The organism is Vulcanococcus sp. Clear-D1 (assembly GCF_014654725.1).
GTDB lineage: Bacteria > Cyanobacteriota > Cyanobacteriia > PCC-6307 > Cyanobiaceae > Vulcanococcus.
In genome coordinates this window covers 1-25,005 of record NZ_JACVZV010000033.1, presented here as the reverse complement: position 1 = coordinate 25,005, position 25,005 = coordinate 1, and the positions used below count along the sequence as shown (strand labels likewise).

The 25,005-nt window shown below is 56.7% G+C and carries 24 protein-coding genes and 1 pseudogene; 15 read left to right on the top strand and 10 right to left on the bottom strand.

From position 1 onward, the window contains the following. The 6 genes from H9532_RS12945 to H9532_RS12920 form a co-directional block, all read left to right on the top strand. On the top strand, positions 1–237 hold a 237-nt coding region (locus tag H9532_RS12945; RefSeq protein WP_296369190.1), incomplete at its 5' end, for a hypothetical protein. A gap of 28 nt (positions 238–265) precedes the next feature. Beyond that, complete coding sequence (locus H9532_RS12940) at positions 266–904, top strand: hypothetical protein (RefSeq protein WP_296369188.1); 639 nt, start codon at positions 266–268, stop codon at positions 902–904. A 149-nt stretch (positions 905–1,053) separates the two neighbouring features. Next, the gene (locus tag H9532_RS12935; protein ID WP_296369186.1) at positions 1,054–1,959 is read left to right on the top strand and encodes a DUF2887 domain-containing protein; all 906 of its coding nucleotides are present in this window, start codon (positions 1,054–1,056) and stop codon (positions 1,957–1,959) included. A 301-nt stretch (positions 1,960–2,260) separates the two neighbouring features. Then, positions 2,261–2,821, top strand: coding sequence for an exostosin family protein (locus H9532_RS12930; RefSeq protein ID WP_296369183.1), 561 nt, complete (start codon positions 2,261–2,263; stop codon positions 2,819–2,821). Between the two features lie 396 nt (positions 2,822–3,217). Next, a complete protein-coding gene (locus H9532_RS12925; RefSeq protein ID WP_296369182.1) occupies positions 3,218–3,388 on the top strand; it encodes a hypothetical protein in 171 nt (56 codons plus the stop codon). Positions 3,389–3,569: 181 nt separating this feature from the next. After that, positions 3,570–3,806, top strand: coding sequence for a hypothetical protein (locus tag H9532_RS12920; protein WP_296369181.1), 237 nt, complete (start codon positions 3,570–3,572; stop codon positions 3,804–3,806). Here the strand turns inward: H9532_RS12920 and H9532_RS12915 are convergent. After that, positions 3,790–4,437, bottom strand: coding sequence for a hypothetical protein (locus tag H9532_RS12915; protein WP_296369179.1), 648 nt, complete (start codon positions 4,435–4,437; stop codon positions 3,790–3,792). The genes H9532_RS12920 and H9532_RS12915 overlap by 17 nt on opposite strands. A gap of 199 nt (positions 4,438–4,636) precedes the next feature. Between H9532_RS12915 and H9532_RS12910 the strand changes: the two genes are divergently transcribed. The 3 genes from H9532_RS12910 to H9532_RS16075 all read left to right on the top strand — a co-directional run bounded on the left by H9532_RS12910 (position 4,637) and on the right by H9532_RS16075 (position 7,679). Next, on the top strand, positions 4,637–4,864 hold the full coding sequence (locus tag H9532_RS12910; protein ID WP_296369177.1) for a hypothetical protein: 228 nt from the start codon (positions 4,637–4,639) through the stop codon (positions 4,862–4,864). 70 nt (positions 4,865–4,934) lie between these two features. Further along, on the top strand, positions 4,935–7,199 hold the full coding sequence (locus H9532_RS12905) for a glycosyltransferase (RefSeq protein WP_296369175.1): 2,265 nt from the start codon (positions 4,935–4,937) through the stop codon (positions 7,197–7,199). A gap of 108 nt (positions 7,200–7,307) precedes the next feature. Beyond that, a complete protein-coding gene (locus H9532_RS16075) occupies positions 7,308–7,679 on the top strand; it encodes a DUF2887 domain-containing protein (protein WP_366664573.1) in 372 nt (123 codons plus the stop codon). On the opposite strand, the gene H9532_RS12900 is transcribed toward H9532_RS16075, so the two are convergent. Further along, complete coding sequence (locus H9532_RS12900; RefSeq protein WP_296369173.1) at positions 7,561–8,082, bottom strand: hypothetical protein; 522 nt, start codon at positions 8,080–8,082, stop codon at positions 7,561–7,563. The genes H9532_RS16075 and H9532_RS12900 overlap by 119 nt on opposite strands. Positions 8,083–8,573: 491 nt before the next feature. On the opposite strand from H9532_RS12900, the gene H9532_RS12895 reads away from it, so the two are divergent. From H9532_RS12895 to H9532_RS12880, 4 genes are all read left to right on the top strand, one after another. Next, entirely contained in the window at positions 8,574–8,807 is a 234-nt protein-coding gene (locus H9532_RS12895) for a type II toxin-antitoxin system prevent-host-death family antitoxin (protein ID WP_366664572.1), read from the top strand. Between the two features lie 83 nt (positions 8,808–8,890). After that, on the top strand, positions 8,891–9,172 hold the full coding sequence (locus tag H9532_RS12890; protein ID WP_296369170.1) for a type II toxin-antitoxin system VapC family toxin: 282 nt from the start codon (positions 8,891–8,893) through the stop codon (positions 9,170–9,172). An 837-nt stretch (positions 9,173–10,009) separates the two neighbouring features. Beyond that, positions 10,010–13,015, top strand: coding sequence for a rhamnan synthesis F family protein (locus tag H9532_RS12885; protein WP_296369168.1), 3,006 nt, complete (start codon positions 10,010–10,012; stop codon positions 13,013–13,015). After that, positions 12,981–14,231, top strand: a complete 1,251-nt coding sequence (locus tag H9532_RS12880) for a hypothetical protein (RefSeq protein WP_296369166.1) — start codon at positions 12,981–12,983, stop codon at positions 14,229–14,231. Before H9532_RS12885 ends, H9532_RS12880 begins: the two co-directional genes overlap by 35 nt. On the opposite strand, the gene H9532_RS12875 is transcribed toward H9532_RS12880, so the two are convergent. Further along, entirely contained in the window at positions 14,170–14,895 is a 726-nt protein-coding gene (locus H9532_RS12875) for a hypothetical protein (protein WP_296369164.1), read from the bottom strand. The genes H9532_RS12880 and H9532_RS12875 overlap by 62 nt on opposite strands. 58 nt (positions 14,896–14,953) lie before the next feature. Between H9532_RS12875 and H9532_RS12870 the strand changes: the two genes are divergently transcribed. Continuing rightward, a complete protein-coding gene (locus H9532_RS12870) occupies positions 14,954–16,063 on the top strand; it encodes a hypothetical protein (RefSeq protein WP_296369162.1) in 1,110 nt (369 codons plus the stop codon). Here the strand turns inward: H9532_RS12870 and H9532_RS12865 are convergent. The 6 genes from H9532_RS12865 to H9532_RS12840 all read right to left on the bottom strand — a co-directional run bounded on the left by H9532_RS12865 (position 16,043) and on the right by H9532_RS12840 (position 23,246). Continuing rightward, positions 16,043–16,411 carry a hypothetical protein gene (locus tag H9532_RS12865; RefSeq protein ID WP_296369160.1) on the bottom strand — a complete coding sequence of 123 codons (369 nt, stop codon included), beginning with the start codon at positions 16,409–16,411 and terminating at the stop codon, positions 16,043–16,045. The two genes, H9532_RS12870 and H9532_RS12865, sit on opposite strands and share 21 nt — an antisense overlap. Positions 16,412–17,177: 766 nt before the next feature. Next, positions 17,178–18,407, bottom strand: coding sequence for a sugar ABC transporter (locus H9532_RS12860; RefSeq protein ID WP_296369158.1), 1,230 nt, complete (start codon positions 18,405–18,407; stop codon positions 17,178–17,180). Then, the gene (locus tag H9532_RS12855; RefSeq protein WP_296369157.1) at positions 18,400–19,212 is read right to left on the bottom strand and encodes a hypothetical protein; all 813 of its coding nucleotides are present in this window, start codon (positions 19,210–19,212) and stop codon (positions 18,400–18,402) included. Before H9532_RS12855 ends, H9532_RS12860 begins: the two co-directional genes overlap by 8 nt. Further along, positions 19,205–19,936 (bottom strand): hypothetical protein, encoded by a 732-nt coding sequence (locus H9532_RS12850; RefSeq protein ID WP_296369156.1) that lies wholly within the window; start codon positions 19,934–19,936, stop codon positions 19,205–19,207. Before H9532_RS12850 ends, H9532_RS12855 begins: the two co-directional genes overlap by 8 nt. A gap of 591 nt (positions 19,937–20,527) precedes the next feature. Further along, positions 20,528–21,352: a hypothetical protein gene (locus H9532_RS12845; RefSeq protein WP_296369154.1), complete on the bottom strand. Its 825-nt coding sequence runs from the start codon at positions 21,350–21,352 to the stop codon at positions 20,528–20,530. 79 nt (positions 21,353–21,431) lie between these two features. Further along, positions 21,432–23,246: a glycosyltransferase family 2 protein gene (locus H9532_RS12840; protein WP_296369152.1), complete on the bottom strand. Its 1,815-nt coding sequence runs from the start codon at positions 23,244–23,246 to the stop codon at positions 21,432–21,434. 244 nt (positions 23,247–23,490) lie between these two features. Between H9532_RS12840 and istB the strand changes: the two genes are divergently transcribed. Continuing rightward, complete coding sequence (istB, locus tag H9532_RS12835; protein WP_296369150.1) at positions 23,491–24,408, top strand: IS21-like element helper ATPase IstB; 918 nt, start codon at positions 23,491–23,493, stop codon at positions 24,406–24,408. A 392-nt stretch (positions 24,409–24,800) separates the two neighbouring features. Here the strand turns inward: istB and H9532_RS12830 are convergent. After that, positions 24,801–24,950, bottom strand: a pseudogene (locus tag H9532_RS12830) (transposase); the annotation flags it as partial. Positions 24,951–25,005 lie beyond the last annotated feature (55 nt).

Below are 25,005 nucleotides of genomic sequence, written 5' to 3'. Positions count from 1 at the left end.
GAACGGGTGAAGGCTCTAGAAACAGAGAAGGCGGAGGCAGCCAAGGCAGCGGAGGAGCTGAAGCAACAGCTCTCAGCGCAGAGCGCCCAGGCGGCGGAGGTCAAGCAGGCCCGTGATCAGCAGGCTGAACGGGTGAAGGCTCTAGAAGCAGAGCTCGCCCAGCAGACAGGCAACCTTGCTGCCATGGCAGAAGCGTTGCAGCGGCTACGCCAGCTCGCGATGCGTCCCGCCTCTTGAGCGCTTCGCCTTCCTCTGTCCTCTGACGGTGGATCGCGAACAGGGGCTGGCCCAGCCGGCCAACCAGGACCGTGTACAGCAGCGTGTTTGCCTTGTTCCATCCGGCTCCGGCCCCAACTCGATCCGCCTCTGGGAGGCGCTCGGCTACGGCGCTACCCCGGTGATCCTTGCGGACCATCTCTGGCTACCCGGTAACGCCGAGCTGTGGCAACAGGCGGCGCTGTTCGTGCCTGAAGCAGAGGAGGCCGTGGCCGCATTGCCCGGGCGCCTGGAAGCGCTCGCTGCCGATCACCCTCGCCTGCAGGCGATGCAGGCGGCTGGGCAGCAGCTCTGGCAGCGCTATGGCTTGCCCGGCTTTGCGATGGATGTGTGCGCCTTTCTGCGCGACCCGATGGCTGTGCTCAGCGCCCGCGCCCGTCAGCAGTTGCCGGATGCTCCTGTGCAGGTGGCGGCCACCAGCCCGGCCGAGCTGCCGCTGCGTGTGCGCCGGAGCCTCCTGAACGCCGAGCCCTCCCGTTCTGTGCTGATCCGCATCGGCGACAATGCTCCTGCTGAACGCCGGCAGATTCGCTGGCAGGCGGCTTTGCGGATCTGTGGGTCGTTGCTCGGGGATCGCCCGTGGCGGGTGTTGAGTTTGTCGCCTGGGTTGGAGCAAGGGGTGGAGTGATTGGCGGTGCCCGCCGAAGGCGGGGCCTGGCTGGCGCGCTGAGCCCGCTGCGGGCACTCAGATAATACGGGCGTACTATGCGGTGGTTGCTCGTGGGCGGCCGTTGTGGTTGTTGGTTGTGAATGGCGCCGGCGATCGGGGGTTGGGCCGTGAAGACGGATCATTGGTTCTACGGCCTGTTCCAGAGCGCGCCTGATCTGATCACGCTGTTGTTGCCGGGTGTTGCTGCGGCCAGTCTTGGGCTCGATGCTCCGGGTGATGCGCTCTATCGATTTGAAGCGCCTGAGCTCAAAGCAGTGAATCACCGCCTCGATGGCGTCCTCTGGCCGCGGGGTAATGAGCGCGGCACGCCTGAGCAGCCTGTGGTGCTGCTGGAGGCGCAGATGCAGGGCAAGCCGGGCTTCAAGCACCGACTGGCAGCCCAGAGCTTTCGCTTTCTCCAGTTGCATCCGGAGGTTTTGCACCTGGAGGTGGTGGTTGTGGTGCCCCACCGGCGGCTCAACCTGGGGCCTGATCGGCTGCCCCGTCAGTTGAAGGGGTTCGTTGAGGGTGTGCACTGGCTCAGCCTGGAAGAGCTCGGCCAGCGGCCTGGGCTTGATCCCCTGGTCAGCCTGCTCACGCTGCCGGTGCTGCCCAAGCCTGAGATTCCCGGCGCCACCGATCAGATCCTCCAACCACGACCAGATCTTGTCGTGGCTGTTCTCTCTATCCTGGGGGAGCGGTTTCCCCATCTCACTCGCGAGGAAATCATGGCCTTGATCAATCTCCCCACCGATCACCTGCGCCACACCCGTCTCGCCCAGGATTGGATGGCGGAAGGCGAAGCTCGCGGAGAAGCACGCGGAGAAGCACGCGGCCGCCAGGAGGGCGAAGCCCTAGGAGAAGCCAAGCTGGCGCTCCGCCAGCTCAACCTGCTCTGCGGCCCCCTGAGCGAAGCCACCACCGCCCGCATCCAGGCCATGCCGCTGGAGCAGCTGGAGGCCCTCACCGAGGCGCTCCTGGATTTCGGCGGCCCCGCTGATCTGACGCGGTGGCTGGCTCAGCACACCGTCTGAGCGCTGGGCTCAAGGCAGGCTGCAGTTCGTGAGGTGGGTTTCGGCCCCCAGCCCCTGAGGCCACGCTGGCCCAGGCTCCCTTGGCAGGCGTCATCCCATGGTGGCCGCAAGAGGAGCACCACTCTCTCTTTGCCCCCCCGCCGGCTGCTGCAACACCAGCTCCCAGACCTGGTTCACCAAGTTTGCTTTGTGCGCCACTTCGACGCTGTGCACCGGCAGCCCCTGCCCATCGCGCCGAGTGGCACCACGAACAGGCTGTGTAGCGCGAGCAGGTGGATTGGTCAGCCGCCCAATCAGGACCGTGCAGCGCAGCGTGTTTGCCTTGTGTCCATCCGGCTCCGGCCCCAATGCGATCCGCCTCTGGGAGGCACTCGGCTATGGCGCCATCCCGGTGATCCTTGCGGATCATCTCTGGCTGCCCGGTGATGCCGAGCTGTGGCAACAGGCGGCGCTGTTCGTGCCTGAAACAGAGGAGGCCGTGGCCGCATTGCCCGGGCGCCTGGAAGCGCTCGCTGCCGATCTCCCTCGCCTGCAGGCGATGCAGGCGGCCGGGCAGCAGCTCTGGCAGCGCTATGGCTTGCCTGGTTTTGTGCCGGATGTGCGCGCCTTTCTGCGCGACCCGATGGCTGTGCTCAGAGCCCGCGCCCGTCAGCAGTTGCCGGATGCTCCTGTGCAGGTGGCGGCCACCAGCCCGGCCGAGCTGCCGCTGCGTGTGCGCCGGAGCCTCCAGACCGCCGAGCCCTCCCGTGCTGTGCTGATCCGCATCGGCGACAAAGCTCCTGCTGAACGCCTGCAGACTCGCTGGCAGGCGGCCTTGCGGATCTGTGGGGTGCTGCTCGGGGATCGCCCGTGGCGGGTGTGAGCTTGTTGCCCGGCTTGGAGCCGGGGGTGCTGCGAGAGATGGCGCCTGTGGATCCGCGAATCCACGGATGCACCAGACCTGGTACTGACGTACTGTTGAGTAGTCGAGTCGGGTGCGGTCTCGCTACGGTGATGCCAGTCGAAGTTCCCTCGGCACCGTCCGATCTGCCGCCGCCGCGGCTGCTTGACCGTCAAGGCTGGTCAACACTCCTGGCTGGCGCACTGCTGCTCCTGATTTCGTTCACCACGAACTACGGCGATGACAATCTCCTCCGCTTCGCCAGCCTCAAGACCGCTCACCAGATCGGAATGGGTCTCCACTTTGCCGCCCTGGCGGCGCTTGTTGGCGATGTTGAACTGGCGTCCCGTTTACGACATCGAGCAAGAAACCGAGAGATTGAGGATCGCATCGCTCGAGAGCGAGAAGCGGCTGCAAGAGAGCGAGAAGCGCTTGAAGCTGCTCGAGCAAGAGGACAAGCGGCTCGCCGAGCTCGAATCCAGGCTCGATGCCTTGTTGCTCAATGCCGATTCCTCCTCGCAGACACCGCCCGCAACAGGCTCCAGCTGAGTGAGGCTCTGGCGGTGTTGATTGAGGAGCTCAGTCCATTGCAGAAGTGAATCCCACTGTTCGTGCGCGAAACAGAAGTAGTAGTTCCCGCGCAACCGGATCGACTGGAAGCCCTCGTTGCAGACCCTCCCCGCTGCAGGCGATACAGGGCGCCGGGCAGCAGCTCTGGCAGAGCTATGGCTTGCCTGGTTTTGTTCCGGATGTGCGCGCCTTTCCGCGCGACCCGATGGCTGTGCTCAGCGCCCGCACCCGTCAGCAGTTGCCGGATGCCCCTGTGGAGGGTGCGGCCACCAGCCCAGCAGAGCCCTCCCGTTCTGTGCCGATCCGCATCAACGACGACGCTCCGGCGGAACGCCTGCAGATTCGTTGGCAGGCGGCCTTGCGGATCTGTAAGCCGTTGCTCAGTGGCCGCCCGTGAGCTCTAGGTGCATTGCATCGAGCTCCTGAAGCAGCTTCGTGGCCCAATTCGCTCTCACGAATCCCGAGCGACGGCCAGCGAAGTTCCCCAGCCTCAGGTCCAACGATCCATAAAACGTTGAACCCGCCGTCGCCTGATGCCGGAGGTGTACGGCGTGGCAGATGCTGCTCTCCCAGCGCAGACCTCTGGGGATCTGTTGTCGCCAGCGGCTGGCTTCACCGTGCTGCATCAACGCCAGCTCCAGCTCCTGATCGCTCAAGCGTCGGATCATGTGGCTGGATAGCGCATAGCTGCTTCTCACCAGCTTTGGACAGGTGCTTGCTTGCGTTTCCGGGAGGATTGCAAACGGGTCTGTGCAGCGGTGCTGATCAGGGTGGATGTAGATCAGCTGTGATGGCCATGTGGCCAGCCAGGCTCGGCTGATGGCTGGGTCTTCCAGAGCGTTGATCAGATCAGGCGCCAGCCAGTCGTCGTCATCGATTGAAATCACCCAACGGGCTGCACGCAGCTGCAGGATCACCTTGGCCGGCAGGGGCACCTGATGGGGCGCATCCGCAGGCATGGCGTGTCGAATCACCTGCGCACCGCTGGCCTGCCAGCTGCGCAGGGCAAGCTCCTGCAGTTCCTGCACCTGATAATCGTGCTGGAAGCTGGAGCATTGTGGCTTGCTGGTGCCTGAGGGCTGCCCATCCCAGGTAACCCAGCGCCGGCAAAACACCACCACAGGTCCATGGCGAGGTGCCCTGCTCGCTGCGGTGAGTGCCCCCCCAGAATCTCACGCGTCTCCCAACAGCGAGCGGCAGCTACGTTTCGGAGAGCTTGTTTTGGGCTTGGCTGTGGCCCTGAAAGAGCGTATGCACCACCTGAAGGCACAGGCCCGGTTGACCAGTGGGCATCAGGCCAGCCACGACGACAGACCCGCAGACATGACCCTGAGCTACAACAACAGTGGTTTGCCAAGGCTGACGGTGATTGACCGCTACAGCTTCAACGAAGAGATCGTCGAGCAAGCGAGCGGTTGCTCTCAGCTGCGTCTCTCCTGGAGGCCTCCATTGTGATCGGCGCCTGCTACAGCTCTGATGGGCAGGCTGATCTGGTCGCAGGTGCCGCTTCCTCGACCCGACTGTGATGGCCTCACTGGTGAATGGTCTGCAGCAAGAGCGGTTGCCCAGCGCCTGCGTCTCCGTGTTGATGCCCTGCCGCAATGCAGGCCAGTATCTGCAGGCGGCGGTGGCCTCGGTGCTCGCGCAGCCGGAGTGCCTGGAGCTGCTGGTGGCCGATGGCGGCTCCAGCGATGACAGCCTGCAAACTCTTGAGGCTCTGGCAGCTAAAGATTCGCGTCTGCGCATCGTGAGCCGTGCCGATACCGGCCCTGCAGACGCACTCAACCAGGCCTTCCGCGCCGCCCGCGGCACCCTGATCGGCTGGCTGAATGCCGACGACCTCTCTCCGCCGGGTGCTCTGGCCCGCGCCGTGGCGGCCCTCAACGCCCATCCCGAGTGGCTGATGGTTTACGGGGAAGGCGAAGAATTCAACGACGACACAGGCAACACCCAGCGCTACCCCACCCTCCCATCATCCTTAAGGCTAGGCGGCTTCCGCTCCCATTGCTTCATCTGCCAGCCCACTGTGGTGTTCCGCCGCGCGATGGGCGTATTGCTCGGGGGCTTCGATGCGCAGTGGCGCACCGCCTTCGATTTCGACTATTGGCTGCGCGCCTTCGCCGCCTTCCCCCACCGCATCGGTTACCTGCCCCACCTGCAGGGCCGCACCCGCCTCCATAGCGCCACGATCACCAGCCAACAGCGGGCTCAAGTGGCGTTGGAGGCCACAAAGCTGTTAGCCCGCCACTTCGGATCCGCCGATGCCAAGCGGCTGCACAACTACGCCCTGGAACTGCAGCTCGGCATCGCAGCGTTGCCCAAGGGCCAGAGCCTGGCTGAGCATCTCCAGGAGATCGTGGACCAGGCCATGCCCTGGCTGGCCCCGGCGGCATTGCAGCAGCTGCGGCACACCTGGCTCCAAAGCGAACCGCCCCCGCCGCCGCAGACGAAACGCTGCCGCTGGCAACCCGCCGGCCTTGAGGTGGCGCCAGCGCTGGAGAGGCCCTTCCGGGAGCGGCCCTTCGGGGTGAACCTGATCGGCCATGCCTTCGAGGTGTTCGGCATCGGGGAAGACGTGCGGATGGCCGCCCGCGCCCTGCAGGCCGCCGGTGTGCCCTGCTGCGTGATTCACCACCCCGCCGCCAACGGTTCTGCCTGCAGCGATCGCAGCCTGGAGCCACTGCTCTGCAGCGATCCCGCCGGTGGTCCCTTTGCCTTCAATCTGGTGTGCCTGGCGGCCCCGATCCAGGCGCGTTGGCTACGCCAGAACGGCTGTGATCCCCTGCGCGAGCGCTACACCCTCAGCAGCTGGCCCTGGGAAACGCAGCAGTGGCCTGAGGCCTGGATGCCGTTGCTGCACGTAGCCGATGAGCTCTGGCCCTCCAGCCGCTTCACGGCCGCCGCGCTGGCTGCCCCCGCCGCTGACGCTTGCTTGACCCTGCAGGTGATACAGATGGCGGCGGAGATCACTGAGCCTGAACGGTTCTGCGGTGCTTCGGCTCGCGTCGCTGCGCGGGCGCGCCACGGTCTGCCCGGCGACGCAGTGCTGTTCGGCTATGGCTTCGATCTCAACTCCACCGCCATCCGCAAGAACCCGATGGCGGCGCTGGAGGCGTTCCAGCTGGCCTTCCCCCTGCCGCACCTGCCGGTCACCTACGGGCGGGAGTGCAACGACCATCCCCTTTCGGAGCAGGTGGCGCTGCTGATCAAAACCTTCCCGCCCCGGGGTTTCAGCGCTGAGTGGGAGTGGCTGCAGGCCCGCGCCGCGGAGGACGCCCGGATCGTGTTAATCGCCGAAAGCCTGCCTCGGGAGGAGTTGCTGGCGCTGTACGGCTGCTGTGATGTGTTTCTGTCGCTGCACCGCTCGGAGGGGTTCGGGCGGGGGATGGCAGAAGCCCTGCAGCTGGGTGTGGATGTGATCGCCACGGATTTCGGGGGGAACACGGATTTCTGCACAGGTCCGCTGGCGCATCCCGTGCGCTGGCGGTCGGCTCCGATTCCCCGGGGCGCGTATCCCTACGCCGATGGGCACAGCTGGGCGGAACCGGATCTGGAGCATGCGGCGGAGCTGTGCCGCCAGGTGGCGGCGCGGCGGTTGGCGATCGCTCGGGATCCGTTCGCTGCCGACCCCAGCCGGGATCCGGCGGTGTTGGCTGGCTATCGGGAGCGGTTTTCGTTTGCGTCGGTGGGAGCCTGCTACCGGGCGCGGCTGGACGAGTTGTGGGCTGAGCGCGAGAGCGTGGGTAAGCGGCTGCGCTGGCGGGCGGACCGGAGTCCGGCGGGGCTGTGAACTCGGGGGCGGTAATTACTCGGACACACCGCGACTGATATTGGCGCACTAGTGAGTGATTGGGATATGGCGCTCTTCGTGGCGCCTTGCGTGGCTGGAGGCTGAGCGTTGAAAACTGATCACTGGTTCTATGGCCTGTTTCAGAGCGCGCCCGATCTGATCACGCTGTTGTTGCCAGCTGTTGCTGCAGCCAGTCTTGGGGCGGATGCGCCTGGCGATGCGCTCTACCGCTTTGATGCGTCGGAGCTCAAAGCGGTGAACCACCACCTCGATGGAGTGCTTTGGGCGCGGGGCAACGAGAACGGAGCCCCCGAGCAGCCTGTGGCGCTGCTGGAAGTGCAAATGCAGAGCAGGCTGGGGTTCAAGCACCGGCTGGCAGCCCAGAGCTTTCGCTTTTGCCCAGCTGCACACGCAGGTGCCCCACCGTCGGCTCAAGCTTGGCCCTGGCCAACTGCCACGTCAGCTGCAAACGTTCCTTAACGATGTGAACTGGCTCAGCTTGGACGAGCTCGGCCAGCAGCCAGGGCTTGATCCGTTGGTCAGTCTGCTCACCCTGCCGGTGCTGCCCAAAACCGACATCTTCAATGCCACTGATCGGATCCTGCAGCCACGCCCCGACCTGCTCCAGATCGTTGTCTCTATCCTGGGGGAGCGGTTTCCCCATCTCACTCACGAGGAAATCATGGCCTTGATCAACATCCCCACCGATCACCTGCGCCACACCCGTTGGGCCCAGTAGTGAATCGAAGCAGGCGAAGCTCGCGGGCGCGCCGCCGGGGCCGCTGCTGTCGCCCTGCGCCTGCTCAACCTGCGCTATAGATTCCTGAACGAAGCCGCCATCGCCCGCGTCCAGGCCCCTTCCGCTCGAGCTGCTGGAGGTCACCACGGACGCGCTTCTTGATTTCAGTGGGCCCGCTGGGCTAGAGCCCTGCAGCAAGTCGTGAAGTGGGTTGTGGCACCCACAGCCTGTGGCTTCGCTGGCCCAGGCCACATTGGCAGGTGCCTGCCAGGTTCGGATCGGTTCAACCAGAACTGTTCCGGACCCATCCGGGTGAAATCCGTCTGGTCGAGTCACGCGGACCGCTGGCACCCCGCAACTGATGGCCACACCCAAGTCCCCCCCCCGATTCGACGTTGTTCTCAACGAGCAACGCGCCAGAGACTTCGATGAGCTCGCCAGGCGTGACCACGTCAGCCGTGCTGACATCTTCAAGCGCGCATGGTGCGCAGATCATCGTTCAAGCGGATGGACAGCTAGACAACCAGCCAATCCCTTTGTGAGCATGAGCTCAGCGCCACAGCCGTGGCTCGCCCACCCTCTTGGTCGACTAAGTTGAACCAGTGCTACGGGTGCTGGTGATGCGCCAAGTCAACATGCACGAGGCCAAGACCCACCTCTCCCGCTTGGTGGAGGAAGCTGCAGCTGGCCAAGGCTTCGTGATCTGCAAGGCCGGCAGGCCCATGGTGCGCGTGTCGCCTCTCTCAGAGCTCATTGCGGCGCCTTCACCGCTTCGGCGGCTCGGGCTGCTGCAGGGCCATTGCTCGGTTCCTGATGATTTCGATCGCCTAAGCAGCGGCGACCTCGCCGAGCTGTTTGAAGGCCTCTGAACCCCTGTGCAACTGCTGCTCGATACCCACTAGCTCATGTGAGCCATGGGGTCACCGGAACGGTTGCCGCCCGGCCTCGCCCCATGCTCGAGGACCCTGCTCAGATCCCGTTGTTCAGTGTGGCCAGCCTCTGGGAGCTGGTGATCAAAGCCGGGCTGAATCGCGCCGGCTTCGATGTGCAGCCTGCCCTGCTAAGGCGTGCACTCTTGGATGCGGGCTGGCAGGAACTGCCCCTTCTGACTAATCATGTTACTGCCGTCGCCGACCTGCCGCTGCTGCACCGCGACCCCTTCGATCGCCTGCTTCTGGCTCAGGCCAAAGCCGAGGCGATGCTGTTGATCACCGCAGATCAACAGTTGGCCTGATACCCCGGGCCAATTCGCTGGATGGCATCTCTCTGACATGAAGCTCAGCTTGTGTAGCCGGATTCACTCGAGCTGCTGGTGGCCGGCTCCGATCCCCCGGGGTGCGTATCCCTGCCGCTGATGGCCACAGCTGCGCAGAACCGGATTTGGAGCATGCGGCAGAGCCCTGCCGGCAGATAGCGGCGGGACGTCTGGCTATTCCGGCGGACCCACACACTCCAGACCCAGCCGAGCCCCTCCAGTGTTGGCCTCCTATCGAGCGCGCTTGTCCTTCGAGACCATGGGCGCCCGCTAACGGGCACGGCTGGAAGAACTGTGGGCCAATCGCGGGGGCGTGGGCATGCGGCTGCGTTAGAGAGCGGATCGAAGTGCGCTGGGACGGTGAGATGGGGACCGTGATTCCACGGATGAAACGCTATTGATACTGGCGTGCTTTGGAGTGGTCAAGTTGGGCGCGACCTCGCTACGCCGAGGCGACTCAAATTTCCCTCGGGACCGTCCAATCTGCTGGCGCTCAGACTCCTGGATCGCCAGTGCTGATCTACACTTTTGGCAAGTGCATTACTACTAGCGAACATTTATCATGAACCAAGGCAATGATTGCAGAACGTAGCGCACACTACGACTTGGTGCGTCAGCAGCGTTCGTGGGGCATTTGGACAGGAGTTTGCAGGCGGGGTCAATGTGGAAGAAAATCATTTTTCAGCCTGCCAACTGGACAACATGAGACATCCAGCGCCGATTAACCCTCCAGACAAACAACCCAATAAGTCAGTCGGCTGAATCACTGGTGAATCAAGGATCTGTCCAGACCGCGTCAGCCATACGACCTAGACTATGGTGAAAAGGGTTGCACCATCATTGGCATTGGCGACTGCTTCTCTGGATGCTGATCAAGCGCGAAAGCGCATCTCGCGCGCTCTCGCTAGGCAACGAGACGGCGAGCCTGAGCTCTTAATCAGACTGCTGCAACGGCATCGCCGCCTGCCGATCTCGGCAGCTGAGTGGAGGGAGCTGCTGACACCCATCTGCCCCCAGATACCGGTTGAATACCTCCATCCATCCTTGCTGCCGGCTCAACTCCTAGCCGCGCCCGATCATTGGCAACCCGCCAACTCCGGAATCAATAACACAGCACTATTGGCGGCCCATCCGGATCTCGCCGATCCGGATGCACTCATATCCAGTCCGCTCTTCTCATTAATCCTCACAGGCCAAGCATCCCTCTACAGCGACATCCCACCAGTCGCCCTTACCGCTTACGCAGCGCAACTGAGGGCAACAGAACGAAACTTCTCTCGCCAACAGGGTCTGAGTGCACTCAGCCACCTTGCCAGCAGGGGCTGGCAGCTCTTTCGCAGCGGCGTTTCCCCGAGCAAGGTGCTTGACCGGTTCCTGCCTACACCTGATAACCACGACCAGCACAAAATACCCAGCCAATCTCAGGAGAGCTTGAACCAACTGCTGGTGGTCTTGGATGCAGATCAAGCAAGTGCCCAACGACAGGCCGCTTGCGGTGGCTGGTCAAAGGTCATCGGCGTTATGCCAGGCCAGCTATCTCAAGTAAAGGAGTCACTGGCCGAGCTGACAGACGAGGCTCTAGTGAGCTTCTGCCATGTCAGCGACAAGCTCGATACACACGCGTGTGGACGCATAGCTGTCGCCGCAGCCACCCAACCCAATGCGGCCCTAATCAGCAGCGACGAGCTCCTCCAGTGGGCCATCGATGATGCGGCACCGGCGGGGAACCGGCAATGCCGGGTAGCGCCAACTCCGTTACGCCTCCTCACCCGTGGAGCGCTGGGGGGGCTCGTGAGCCTGCGGGCAAGCGCCATGAAAAGCGTTCAACTACCTGAGCACGTCAGCTGTTTACATGCACTGCTACTACACCTCGCACTGCAGCTGGCCCAGCGAGAAGAACCACTTGGCCACTATTCAGAGGCGTTACTCACGCGCAACCTGCGAACCAATCCCAACATTCCGGATGTGGCGACACCGCGTGATCGCCTTGCGATTCAGGAAAGCCATTGCAAAGAGATTCTCCAAATTGCTTCGCGACAAGCAGGCACTTTGCTCGCGCCTGGTGGTCGAATGGAACTGCACCCCACTCTGCGGGGGTGCTTACGCCTGGCATTCAAGCCGCCAGAAGATGTTCTGATCTCGATCCTGATCCCGTTTCGTGATGGGCTGGAGCTCACCAAAGCGTGCGTGAGCTCAATTCGCCGCTTCGCTGGAGATGTACCTCACGAATTGATCTTGATCGACAACGGCAGCGAGCATGCATCAACCCTAAGCTGGATAGAAGAGCAACGTGAACTGCCAGACGTTGAGATCCTACGCCTTCCCATACCATTTAACTACGCCCGCCTCAACAATCTAGCTCGCCCACACTGTCGCGGAAGCCATCTCTTATTGCTGAACAACGATGTCGAGTTCGCAGGCCCAAATGTGTTGGCACGGCTCTTGGATCCATTCGCCTACTCCAAGACCGCAGCAGTAGGAGCCAGATTGCTTTATCCCGATGGGAGCATTCAACATCAGGGAGTAATTCTCACAAGCGGCGAGCGCGGATGCCTCCGGGAGCCTGGAAAGTACATAGCAGAACAAGCCCTTCTCCAGATGCTCACACCTTTGCTGGTTCAGGAGGAATTCAGCGCTGCATCAGCAGCGTGCCTGCTGGTTAGAGCCGACATGTTTGACGCCATCGGCGGTTTTAATGAAGAATTCGAAATCACCTTCAACGACGTTGACCTCTGCCTCAGGCTTCGGCGCGCGGGTGGGAGCATTGTGGTCACCCCAGATCCGAAGCTGATCCACCATGAATCAGTCAGCCGCGGCAAGGATCTAAGTGGCATACGCTTGGCTCGCCATGCGCGCGAGCAAGGATTACTACGTCATCACCACGCCGACCATTACGCCAATGGCGATCCGCTAACCAGCACCTTGCTGTTACCAAGCACAACCCAGTACGAACTGCGAGGTGAAGCAGTACAACCCATCGGCAGGGTAAGAGAGCAGCTGCTGTACAGCTGGCGAGATCCGCTTTATCGACCAAAGCCCAGTCGTCCACTCCTGGTGTTCGCCCAGTTCAGCGAAGATGGACGGCTAAGGGGAGATTTACTTCCCTTGCTTCAAGCCTATCGAGCTCATGCTGACTTGATCTTTGTTGGCGCGACTCCCGCCCTACTCCAACAACCTAGGGCCATGCGGCAGCTCCAGCGCCTCTGTTCAATTGTGCTGATTCGCCGCAATGAGGGCTATGACTTCGGCAGTTGGATGAGCGCCCTCAGGTTTTGCGCCGACGACTTGCCAAACTGCCGCGAGTTAATCCTCACCAACGACAGCTTCTACGGTCCAGTTCTCCCGTTGGAACCACTCTTCCAGCGCCTTCAGAGCTGCAAAGCCGATGTGGTCGGCCTCACAGACAATCTGCTCTACCAACCACATCTGCAATCGGCATTCATGGTCTATCGCCATCCAGTGATCCAAAGCGAGGCATTCACCAACTTCTGGGAAAATCTACAAGTCTGGCCGACCAAGCGTGATCTTGTGAAACAATGCGAAGTCGGACTGCCGGTGCATCTCCACAAGAGTGGGTTCACCCTCGCCAGCCTTTATAGCCAGAATGCCAATGGCAATATCCTCCACTTTGACTGGAGGCAGTTAATTGAAGAGCAAGGATTCCCCTTCATTAAGGTGAGCCTTCTACGCGATAATCCCACAGGCCAAGACATCAGCGATTGGCATCAAGTCGTAAGACGTCACAACCCAGATCTAGCTTGCAAGATCCAGGAACACCTGGTTTACCATGCTGCACAAGACCAGCCGGATAACCATGCTTGAAAAGGCCATTCTGCATATCGGCCTGCACAAAACTGGCAGCAGCTCTATTCAAGCTTCATTGGAGGGTTACGACGACGGCACTCGCTTCTACGCCGACCTAGGCTGGATCAATCACAGCATTCCTCTGTACACCGCGTTCTCCCACAATTCAGCTCATTATCATATTTGGACTAGACAAGGCGCCAGCCGCGAGCACATCAGAGAAACCAAAGAGCAAACTCTTCGCAAACTTGAGCTTCAGCTATCCAGACCTAGCCACGACACGATCATTTTTTCAGGGGAAGACATCAGCCATCTGAGCCAGCCTGATGCCAATGCGTTGGTTGGATTCTTGCGCAAGAACTGCAAGCAGATCATCGCAGTAGCCTATGTGCGAGACCCCCTCGACTATGCAGCCAGCGCATTTCAACAGCTGGTCAAAGGCGGATGCAAGCAGGTCCCTAGTCGAATCAGCCAACATATCGAGGCCAGAATTGGCATCTGGGAACAGGTACTAGGCTCAGAAAACGTCTACATTCGCTCATTTGATAGGCAGGCTTTGCACAATGGCTGCGTGGTACAAGATTTTTGCACAATCGCTGGTCTTGACTTTAACCAAATCAGGCTGAAGCGGCGCAATGAATCCCTGAGTGGAGCCGCGACCAAGATACTGTTTCACCTAAACCAAACCAGTCCACTACAGTTTGGGGATGCGGCCCTGAGTCGCACAAGACGGCGACTCATCAATCTCCTGGCGAAACTTTTTGTCGACACGCCCAGGATCGATAAACACTTGTTTTTCGACTACCTCGACCTGCAGGATATTGAGTACATCAAATCCAAGGACCTGCTCACGACTGCATCGAGACCACCAGACAACCAATCGCAGGCAGCCACAACCCTTACAGCGTGGCTTAACAGTCTAGACGACAATATATATTCTAAGCTATCAGAGTGGCTCACCGAACAGGGTGAAATTCAATCCTGGAGTGGTAACACATCTGAACTCATACATCGGACCTTTTACGCAGTTCTCCAATCCGACAAAACCAACACAAATGCAAAACTTTTCAGGGCATGTGCGCTTACATTAAAAGGGTGCACAAACGGCAGGATTTCAGAGTGCATCGCGCTTCTAGAGCTTGCGAGCCATGGAAAACCATTCAACCAAGAAATCAAGAAGAACCTTCAGGAGTTGCAGCAACTAAATATTCTGAACCATCAAGCATCGCCGTGATTTCATCAAGCTCTTGATTGATGTGAGCCATACGATTCTCAAGGTCCATTACGCGGCGCTCCATTTGATTGCGCTCGAGAATCAACTCTTGACACTCCAATCTCGAAAGGACCAAAGGATCTCGCTCCCAAGCGAACGGCTGATCAGCCACCGACGCAAATCCTCTCTCATGCAACCATGACTCCAGTACTGGTCGCCACAGCTGATCTGCCGCGAATCCAATCAATCTTACGCGCTGCAAGCGCCGCTCCCAGAGGCCAAGACCACCCAATGCTGCGAGTGGGCTGCCCTGACGCACAATCAGCTGTAAGAGGGGAGTCGTCGCTCGAAACGAAGTGAGCTCTTGCTGCCATGCATCGAGGAGGCCATCAAGTCGCTGACCGGAGAACGTCACGATCTCAGGGTCTGTAATATTGGGGAAGACAGTCCGCAACTGATCGACTGGCAGAACTCCATCCAAACGATGATCGGCGTAGCAATGCCACTGCACGAGCTCATCGGTCTGTTCAGTCAGTACGGCTTCAGCGCACGACAGATCGTCAGCACCGCTGGCGCGAAGCACCTCAAAACGGCTGGCCTTTGCATCGATGACAAGAACAGGGCCGATCGGCAAATGGCTAGCCAGACTGGGAGCACCAACGACAACCGAGATCAAGTGATCCACCCAAGCGCGAAAAAGACTCGTTGACATCCTAGTATCTATCCATCTTGGAGGACGACTAATGCTGCACTGGTACGCCCCATACCCGCTCCTCAGCGGCCTCGAGCAACGACTAAGCGATGCTGAGGTTGTTGAAGGGACTCCAGACGATCAGTCGATTGACCTGTGGATCTATGACAGCCCTGATCGACTGTTAGCAAGCTGGATTCAGCGCAAGCAATGTGCACCCACCACGAAAGAGCTGGTCAAGGCGTATTCCAGCCTGGTATCTCTACCGGCTGGGAGTCGATTGATCAGCGGATGGAGGCTCGAACAGATCGATCCAGCATCGCTCAATGCTTGGTTGCGTGGAGACGGCGAAATCGATGCGGAGCTGGCCGCACACAGGCAACTGCAGCCAGAAATCACACCACTGGATGGTCAACTGGTGGTCCGAATATTGGAAGATTTTCCGAATGTGCTCGAAAGCTACCTTGATCTGGAATTACGAGCCGAGCTGGTGGGTCACCAACCAGACAGCACGTATCTCGAACGCCTGCTCCACACATGTACGCCAGAGGCACTTTTGGAGAACTGGAATAGGCTGCACGCAGAACACCTCAGCCAATTACAGCTATTCAATAGTGAGCGAGATGAAGCACTTGCCCAACGAGACAAACTAGCTAATCAGCTAAAGGAGTCCAACGACGAATCCGAACTCACTTTGCTGCAGCTCCACGAAGTTCAGGAAGAGCTCGAGCATTACTTCCTTAGTAGTCGTGATAGAGCCAACCTACAGACCGAGCGCGATACGCTTGCAGCAGAGCGCGATACGCTTGCGGCAGAGCGCGATACGCTTGCGGCAGAGCGCGATACGCTTGCGGCAGAGCGAGACAGGCTAGCAACCCAATTGAACGAATCCAAGGAAGAAGCCGTGCTAACAAACCTGCAACTGCACCAGGTACAGGAAGAAAGCAATACGATTGTGGCTGAGCGAGAGAGGCTAGCTACCCAATTGAACGAATCCAAGGAAGAAGCCGTGCTAACAAACTTGCAACTGAACCAGGTACAGGAAGAGCTCGAGCGTTGCTTCCTTGTTTGCCGGGAACAAGCCAACTTATTAGACAGGCAAAATCACTTAGCACAGAATGCCATCAAGCTGGCATCGGGATCAACCCGTAGCAGTATCTGAACTTCGCACCCGCTGGAGAGCATCAAGCAATCGTTCGTTAACATGGAGATCAACCGTGGCATCACGGATCTCGGGACTCAGTGCATCTCCACTGCGTTCTGTGATCTCCAGGCGAACAGCCTTCTCTAACAGTTTGCGGTAGTCACTAGAGTCAGGTTCATGGACCAAGGCATCAGCCAACAATGTGGCTGCTGCGTGACAAGAGGGTGGATTTGTGTCGAGTAGAGCTTGCGCCTGACTCAGCACGCTGGCCTTAACGGCCTTAGCACGAGATCGTTTGAGATTCTCTTCAATTCTCGGATGATCGAGACCCAGCACCCCCGCTTCCGTCGCCAGAGCGACTACCAAGGAATGCTGTCCGGCCTGGCGACAGCGTTGCATCTCGAGAGCGCAGCTCAGTGCCAGGTCGTCATCAGGAGCGTTTTGGAGGCATTGAGGGGCCCAACCTCTCTTCAGGCAAACGCTCTTCAGAGACTCAAGCTGATGCTCGCGCTTTGAAGGTGAGGTTTGGTCCTCCAATGCTGCACTGGAAGTCGACGGAGCTGCTGGCTTTGTACGCTGCTTAGCTTCATGCGCTGACGGAGCATTCCGTGAAAGCGCGGTTGATAAGCGTCTCCACAAACTCTTCGACCGTTTCGCGGGAGACTCTGCCTTGGAACCTCGTGGCCGCTTTTTTGTGGGAGAGGTCTCAGGTACAGATTCAGACTTCTGCTGTGCGCGCACAGCACGTTCCCGATTAGCCGCAATGCGCGAATGTTTAAGTCCCCGAGCAGCGGCGGCGTCGCACAACCCCAAGGTGAGCGCAAGTTCTCCTGCTTCTCGGCACGCCACCAGTTCCTTGATCAAGAGTTGTGTGAACTCCTGATTGGAACCAGCTGGCTCTCGCAGGTGCTGAGGAGTCCATCCGGCCTGCCGGCAGAGGTCTAAGAAGGGCTTTTTCTTCACTAAACCAGCCTCGGCAAGCGGAATAGCCGGTTGGCCCGACACCGGACTTTGTTGGACGGCGGAAATGAGTTGACTACGAGGTCGCTTAGTCTTCTTTGAAGCCATCTGGTGGACAAAGTCTACTCATGATCATAGCATGACATGGTTTTGCAGGATTGCGTATCATCGGCTAAGAGCGTTTGGCAACCCCAATCAAGAATCCGCCCACACCCCACACAACCATTAACCCCCCAACACTTGCGAGGAAAGCCTTCCAACGCCAACTGCTCTCAGGCTGGGAAGGGAGAACAGGATCTCGCAACATTATCAAGAATTTTAACTGTCGTTGACTTTCTATGCGACTATTATCGGCTGCAAGCATCGATGCTTTCAGCGCATCGCTAGCAAATGTTACTTCATTTTGAAGATTTTGAGCTTGGATCGCCAAGCGATTCAAATCCCTTTCACCTGGATTCACTGCCTTACGTCGCTCCTCGGCAATCTGTTCTTTCAGTTCCCGAACCTGGTCGGCCACGTAGACAACCTCAGGAGCCTGGGGATCACGGAACTGACGACGCAGACTGGCTTCCTGGACCTTCAAATCAACAAGCCTCGATTCAAGCGCCGCCAAATAGGTTGTCGTTGCATCCTGCTCTGCAACAGCATTCAGCTGGCCATGCCTAGCCTGAAAGAGATTAAGTGACTTATTGGCCCGATCAAGACGTAACCGGGCCTTGACTACTTCACTCTCTGCAAACCTGAGCTGGTCAGAGCTGATACGCTGGTTAACAATGTTAACAAATCGTTGCGATTCGGCGAGCAGAGATCTATTGAGCTCATGTGCCTGCAGAGGCGTATAGCCATTGGTTGCAATAACTACAGAGCCTGATAGCTCTTGGGGCACTACAGATTGCTGCCTTTGGTAAAATTGCAAAATCTGTTGACGGTTAGCACCTCTTCGCAAGCCCGTGAATGGATCCGTCCAGTTAGGTGCGTAGAGTAGTTCGAGACGACCTGGACTTGGATAAAGTCGACGCATCGATTCATACGATCCAAGGTATGCTTGCAGGTAACGACCATCTTCCAAGGATCCAAGGATCGTGGGACTACCAAGGGCTGGAGACAGCAGAGATGAACCGGAGCTATTGGGAGGAAGTGGTTGACGGATTACAAATTCAGATATCGACTGATAGCGATCGCGCCCAACCCAAAAACAATAAACAGCAGAAACAGAAACATAAGCGCCCACAAAAATCATCCCAAGCCAAGGCTTCAGTGTCCGTGCAGAGTTTTTGCAGAAAGTAAGGGAATCTTGGAGAGCATTGCGGTTTACTTTTTGGCGCAAAGCCGTAATCCCGTAGAAGATTGAAGAAGAGCGTGTCCGGAGCGCCGCTTGCGTGGCATTACAGTTTTCAGTCATCGGAAATCAAGAGATCTTCATTCAGAGAATAAAACAACAAACTAAAGCCGCATGTAAGCAATGCACAAGCAGATAAGTATGACAATGAAATCCCTGGAACAGGGTAAGCGATATTTATTGAATGCCTGAAAAGTTCTACGGAATGAATAAGAGGGTTCCAAGTAACGAATGGACGAGCAGGACCCGGGAGCAGATAAACAGCATAGAATACGCCGGAGGTCCAAAGCAAGAGACGCTTGAGCCCAAATCGAACAGCGAGTTTAAACCACGGCAAGCGGTGGCCGATGACTAAAGCACTAACACCAACACCAAGCGCCAGCAAAACTGTAAATAAGACAACCACAACAGCTTCACCTGGGTTGTCAAACTTGACTTGCCATGTAAATGCCCAAACCAAAAGAATTATCAGAGTCAACACAGTCCCATAGATACGAGTTGCAACCATTGCTGAAGCCAAAATCGTATCAAGCGGGCGGATTCGCCTATAAAAGAAGACATCTTGTGATTTTTTTACACCACTAAGTGATTTGAGGCCAACATCCAGAAAAAGCTTGAATAGGCATACACCGATTGACATCCAAATGACCGGATTAACAAGGTCAATTCCCTTTAGACGCAGAGCAAGGCGAAAAAAAAGCAAGGTGGCAATTAAGATCAGCGGCTCAAGCATTACTCCAAATGCCCCCATAACTCCCTTGCCAGACTTCTCCAGCAAATCCCTATCTTGCAAGGCAAGCACTATGCGTATTTGGAGCAAGATGTTAATAAGTATTGTTCGAAGATGGATCATAAGAACGTCATGCACTCAGAGGCTCCTCGAAATGAGGGATCTCAACATATTCCCTTGACTTACTCACGCGTTCATTCAGCCAATCTCGACAGAACGAAAGATCTCCTTCCAAAGCCAGAGAACCATTTTCGATGACAACAGCCTTGTCACAATAGGCATCCTGAAAAAAGGGATTTGGATTACTCACCAATATGGCTTTGCCAAATGTAGCCTTCTCAAAAGCAGCTTTAAACCGCTGCGCTCGAAGATTGGAGGACCTAAACGGCCAAGCAGGCATTTTCGGTACTACATAAAGGTCAAAATCAAAGGCGAGAGAAATAGCCAATCGCAATCTTGATTTCATAGCGCTTGTTGAAAGCTTTAATGGCTTGTCGTATAAATCAGCATTAAAATCAGACAACTGGCGAATAAGCTGGAGTTGCTCTTCTCGCTTTAATTTGCAGCCATATATCCTTTGTAGAAAAGCAGCATTCTGATTGGGGGTTAAAACCCCCAAAAGAGCCTCAGTCTCTCCTAGAGGCCAACTGACACGACCATCAGTTATTACTTTGCCTTGCTGGACGGGGACCGTGCCCGCAGCACACTCCAAAAAGCTATCTGCTTCCGATTGATTTGCGGATAGGATTGCAATCCTTGATTGTGGCTCACACTTCCAATCAATACCTCTCAGAAGGGTTTTAGTGACTTGCCTTGCGTTCTGGACAGTTCTTGTCACACCACAAAAACTAATTAACGTCATAACGCTTTTTATCTTTGGTATATCCTAGCATATTGCGGCTACCATGCAGGGGGTGCAGCTGTTGTTGCCCGAATTGATAAGCTGATTACTCTCTCTTGAAGGAGTCTGGGTGCCCCATCCCAAAGGCAGCCATCGAGCACATGGAGCACTCAGGAGAGCAAGTGCTTTGCACTAGATTCAACTGTAGCGAACAACCAGGTACCCACTATGACGAATGACATGACCAGTCAATTGCATCGATCTATCGTAGATTATGCAAGCATCTATACGCCTTGCGAATGACAGCAAGTGATTTATCCCTGTTCACTCTCAGATCAGGGAAATCGGACTGCAGGATTTAAACGACGCAAAGAGACGTTGCCGCTGGCTTTATTCAGGATGCACTACTTGACCAGCGGCAAGATTTGCGCGATCAAGACGCGTATTAAGCACGATGCAATATTTGTTGTATACAAACTCAAATGAGAGCCGGGATTGTCTTCACTAGCACACAAAGATGAAGGCCATACTTTCAACCCACATGAGAGAAGATCACTAGGTAAATAGGGAGAATACTTCTACTGGACTTCGCTTTTCTTCTCATAGGCCCCCCTAGTCGACGATAGGATTGTATAGGCTATCGTAGCCGGTTTGACACATTAACCTAACATCGACCAGTGAAAAGATCTTGTGAGCAAGTTCTCTTCCGAGAGATTCGCAAGGATCATAGGCTATAACCTCCTTTTTGTAGTCGTCGTAGGTCTTTGCGTCACCACGATGAGATTTGGTTGAGTCCTTGGGAATCTTAATACTGTCAAACTTAAATTGAGTCAGGCCGGAGAGCTGGTCTTTGATTATCTCTGGATTCGCGACGAGATCTTCGTACCTGATTACACGGACGTTTATCGGATGATCTTCATAGAAATTGTAGTACGAAGATACTTTCTTGTTCCATATTTCAACCGGATTGCTCACATATAGATCGGGAATGCCGTCTCTATAATTCAGCAAGAGGGGGGCAGACACAAAATCCGATAAACTACTAACTGGGGGCGGCGCAAGATTATACGGCCTCTTGTGCAGGCCGCTTACAAAGCGCCATGGATTGCGGACGATACATAAAAATAGTGTGTCGTGAAAGCGTTCAGTCGATGATATTCGGGAGCTGTCTATTGCAGCATGTTTCCATCCATAGTATAGTGGATAGTGCTGTTCGCGTTCCGCGTCGAGTAGCTTTTCCTTGATGAGCTTTAGAGCTAGTGCGTCGGAGATACGGTAAGATGCCAGAATATGTTTTAGTCTAGGCTTAAAGTTTGGCTTTCCGCCATCCCCAAGCACCGTCATAGAAGTATTAGCCTTGAGTAGTTGACATAGCCAATTAGTTCCGGTGTTTCTTTCTCCGAAAACTTTAACATAAGAGTGTGAGGATGATTCCATGGGTTTGGATGCAGTCAGAAAGTAAACTATGGTTGCATGAATATATCACTGAATCCTTGGCAGAAGCTCTCAAGCCTACTCAAGCCGTGGTCGAATCAGAAGCGAGCATTCGCTCAGCAAGATAATCGATAAATACAGTATCACTAAACGACTTGGTCCAGATTTTTTGACTATTCTTAATTTCCAATGGGTCTATTGTTTGTAGGCGCTCAATGATAGCCTCGTGGTTGATTGCTTTTCTTGCGACGTATAAGTCGTTCTCGACATCGCACGTCACTAGAAACTGAGACAAAGAGTTGTGATAGGCTTCAATACTTCCACTAGGGAACAACTTGCTTATTGATTTATCGGGAAGTCTTAAACCCTGTATATTTCTATAGCCAAATCTATTGGCCTTAAAAGGAGCGGTTTTCTTGGACTGTAAATGTCCTTTTAGCTGATTGGCATGAGGCTTCAAAAGACGATAACAATATTCCGTTTCGGATCTTGTGAGCCTGTGAAATACAAAGGAAAGTTCCGCGGTTTCAATATCTTTAGCAGTAACAGAAAAGGACGTGGGCAATGTAAAGCCGATAGGGCCATATGAAGATCGGACTAACGAACCTAAAGGATCAATACAATGCGGCGCTGATGTATCTGCTGCTAAAATGGGAGAATGACATCGAAGTTCCAGAATATTAGAGCTGTAGGATACGATTGATTTGCAGTTTGACTTGACACTCAAGTCAACATCCTCAAAATCTAAGGGTGCAGAGAATTCACGCGTTTCAAAACAGTTAACCCAATTAAATGTTAAGACTTCGGCACCAGGATAACGTGAAAGGTAATCAGAAATCGTCGTTGGGAAAGGTGATCCAATCCAAAACTCGTCAATATCAACAAACATGCAGTGCGTTGAGGTCGAGAGACTAATCGCTTTTCCCCATAACTCAGTATAGGCTCCGCGCTGATTAAAGCGCCGCATGGATTCATCGACATCAAAGATGTGCACTTGGCTATATGCTTGCGAGATTTTCTTGGCAAGAGCAAGAGTGGCATCTGTTGAATTATTTACACCAATAAAAATATTCTTAAATCCAAGGTAAATATAGTGGTGAATAAAATCAGGGAGATAAGGAGCTTCGTCTGATGCTATGGCGATCACGTCGCATTCGGGCCTTGATGATCTTAATTGGGTTGACCGAGTTTTGTGGGAGACGCATAATGCTTCAGCATTATCTATTTGAGCCCGCAGCTTGAGAAAACGAGGGTTTTCTACCGAAGCTCGTGCGATATACTCTCTACATGCAGAAAAATTCGCGATCGACAACAGGTCCTCGATAAGCTGAGCAAGGTAATCAAGGTTAGCAGGATAAAGATCATGCAGCCTTAGGCTTAGCTGGGATGCGCTACGAAAGTCAAAAGATTTCCTGCATACAAAATGAAGCTTCTTAATAACAGAAGGCTCATTGATGTCCAGAATGTCAATCCTTTTTACAAGTCTAGTAGCCTTTTTTAGCTTATTTTTCTTACATAGCTGATAAGCATTCGCGACAAGCTGCGAGGAGCTTCGAATACGAGGCAAGCTCTGCTGAGGATTGTCTTGTAATTGCAGCTCTTTCTGCTTGACAAGGAAGGTTAGTTTTCTGGCTAGAGTTTCGGGCAGGATATTGCTATCATCTCCAGTCGCTATCTTTTGCAAGAGAGCACGTGCTGCCTCAATTTTTTGTTTCCGAAGTAAGCGTTTAATTTTCTTTGCGATCGGGGGCGAAGGTTCCCCTTCGCCGACTAGAATTGACGAGCCTGCCTTGTTGAAATCTTTAGTGTCACCTTCATAAGTGTTTTGCATTGCCAATTCAGCCCCTCTGCTTTGTAATTGTAGCCTGTTAGCCCGCGCCATCGTGAGTGGTGTCAATCCCTGGGGACCTCAAACCCGGCGTAGCCGGGTTTGAGCGCTCGCCTGAGTGACTCGGCTCCGCTGCTGCAGCTCTTAGCGTTGCAAGGGCAAAGCAGGCCCGCCTGGTGCCGCAGCGGGTGATCTAGGCCACGCAGGCCCAACATGCTGGCGGTGCTGCCGTGATCCCATTGGATGCCATCCGGCGCTCCGCGCTGGCCAGACCGCTGAGCGACTACGCGGCTGTGGTGGCGGAGGTGGGCTGATGGCAGGCCGCAAGCAACCGCAAACCACCGCAGCGGCAACGGGGGCGATCACCTCCTCACAACCCCAGGTTGCGGCCGGTGACGCCAACGACATCGCTCGGATGGTGGAGGACCTCGACGCCATGCTCAGCCGCCTGCGGCTGGGCGCCATCCGCGATCAACTCGATGGACTGCTTGAGGAAGCAGCGCAGCGCAACTGGAACCTGCGCGAGGCCCTGGCCTGGCTGTGTGCCGCCGAGGTGGCCAGCAAGGAACAGCGCCGACTGGCGATGGCGATGACCATCGCCCATTTCCCCTGTGTGCGAACGCTGGAGGGATTCGAATTTGAGGCGCAGCCCTCGATCGATCCCGGCAAGATTCGCGATCTGGCCACCTGCCGTTGGGTGGCCAATGGCGACAACGTGGTGCTGCTCGGACCGCCGGGTGTGGGCAAGACCCATCTGGAGGTGGCGCTGGGCCGTGAGGCCGTCACCCGTGGCTACTCCGTGCAGTTCACCACCGCCATGGAGCTGTTGGGCTCGCTGGTGAAAGGCCAGCAGCAGGGAACGCTGGAGGTGCGTCTGGCGCAATACGCCAAGCCCAGGCTGCTGATCATTGATGAACTGGGGTATCTACCCCTCGAGCCAGAGGCTGGACACCTGTTCTTCCAGTTGATCTCACGCCGCTACGAGCAGGGCAGTGTGCTGATCAGCTCCAACCGCCCGGTGGAGGAATGGGATGAGGTGTTCGGTGACCAGGTGGTCGCTGCCGCCATTCTCGATCGGCTCCTGCACCACAGCCATGTGGTGACGACCCGGGGCGACAGCTACCGGCTCAGGGAGAAGCGCCGATCCGGTCTATTCCGCCCGCAGGCGGGGGGCTCCAGCTCAGCAGGCAGCGGCGGCTCCTCTCCGCCACCGCCTGCTGAGCTGTCCTGACGCAGAGCACTGAACAAGCCAACGCCAACAGCAGACCTGAAACCATCCATCCGAACAACCGCTCATGAGCAGCAACCAACCCAAACGAGCAGCCCCAACAGCCCAGGCATCAGCCCAGCAGCTCAACTCACAGGTGGCTCAGTTTTCAGTGTCGGATCTGGCTCACTTTTCAATGTCGCTTGACAGGCCAGAAGCCCTCGGATCAGGGCCTATTAGGAGTTTGCTGAAAAACCTCCTGAGAAGGCGCGCTTTTCCCTTCTGAGCGCTGATCACGCTCCGTTCGAGCTCGGTTTCAACGTTTCAGGGGCTCAATGCGGCCGATTTCAGGCCTGCTGCGCTGTTTTGGCTCTCTGATCGCTGCTGCCTGGCCACACCTCTGGGCAACCTGCCATTCATGCGGCCTCCATTGCAGGGTTGAGCAGGTTGCCCAGCCGGACCAGGTTGTAGGCGATCACGTGCAGACCAAACACTGCGCTGACGTTCTCAGTGCCGCGCAGCTTGAACTGACGCAGTCCGCTCCACTGCTTGATCCAGCCAAACACCAGGGCCGCCTAAAAGTCTGCCCTGGTAGCTCTTGGCGGTGCTGTCAGCATTTGG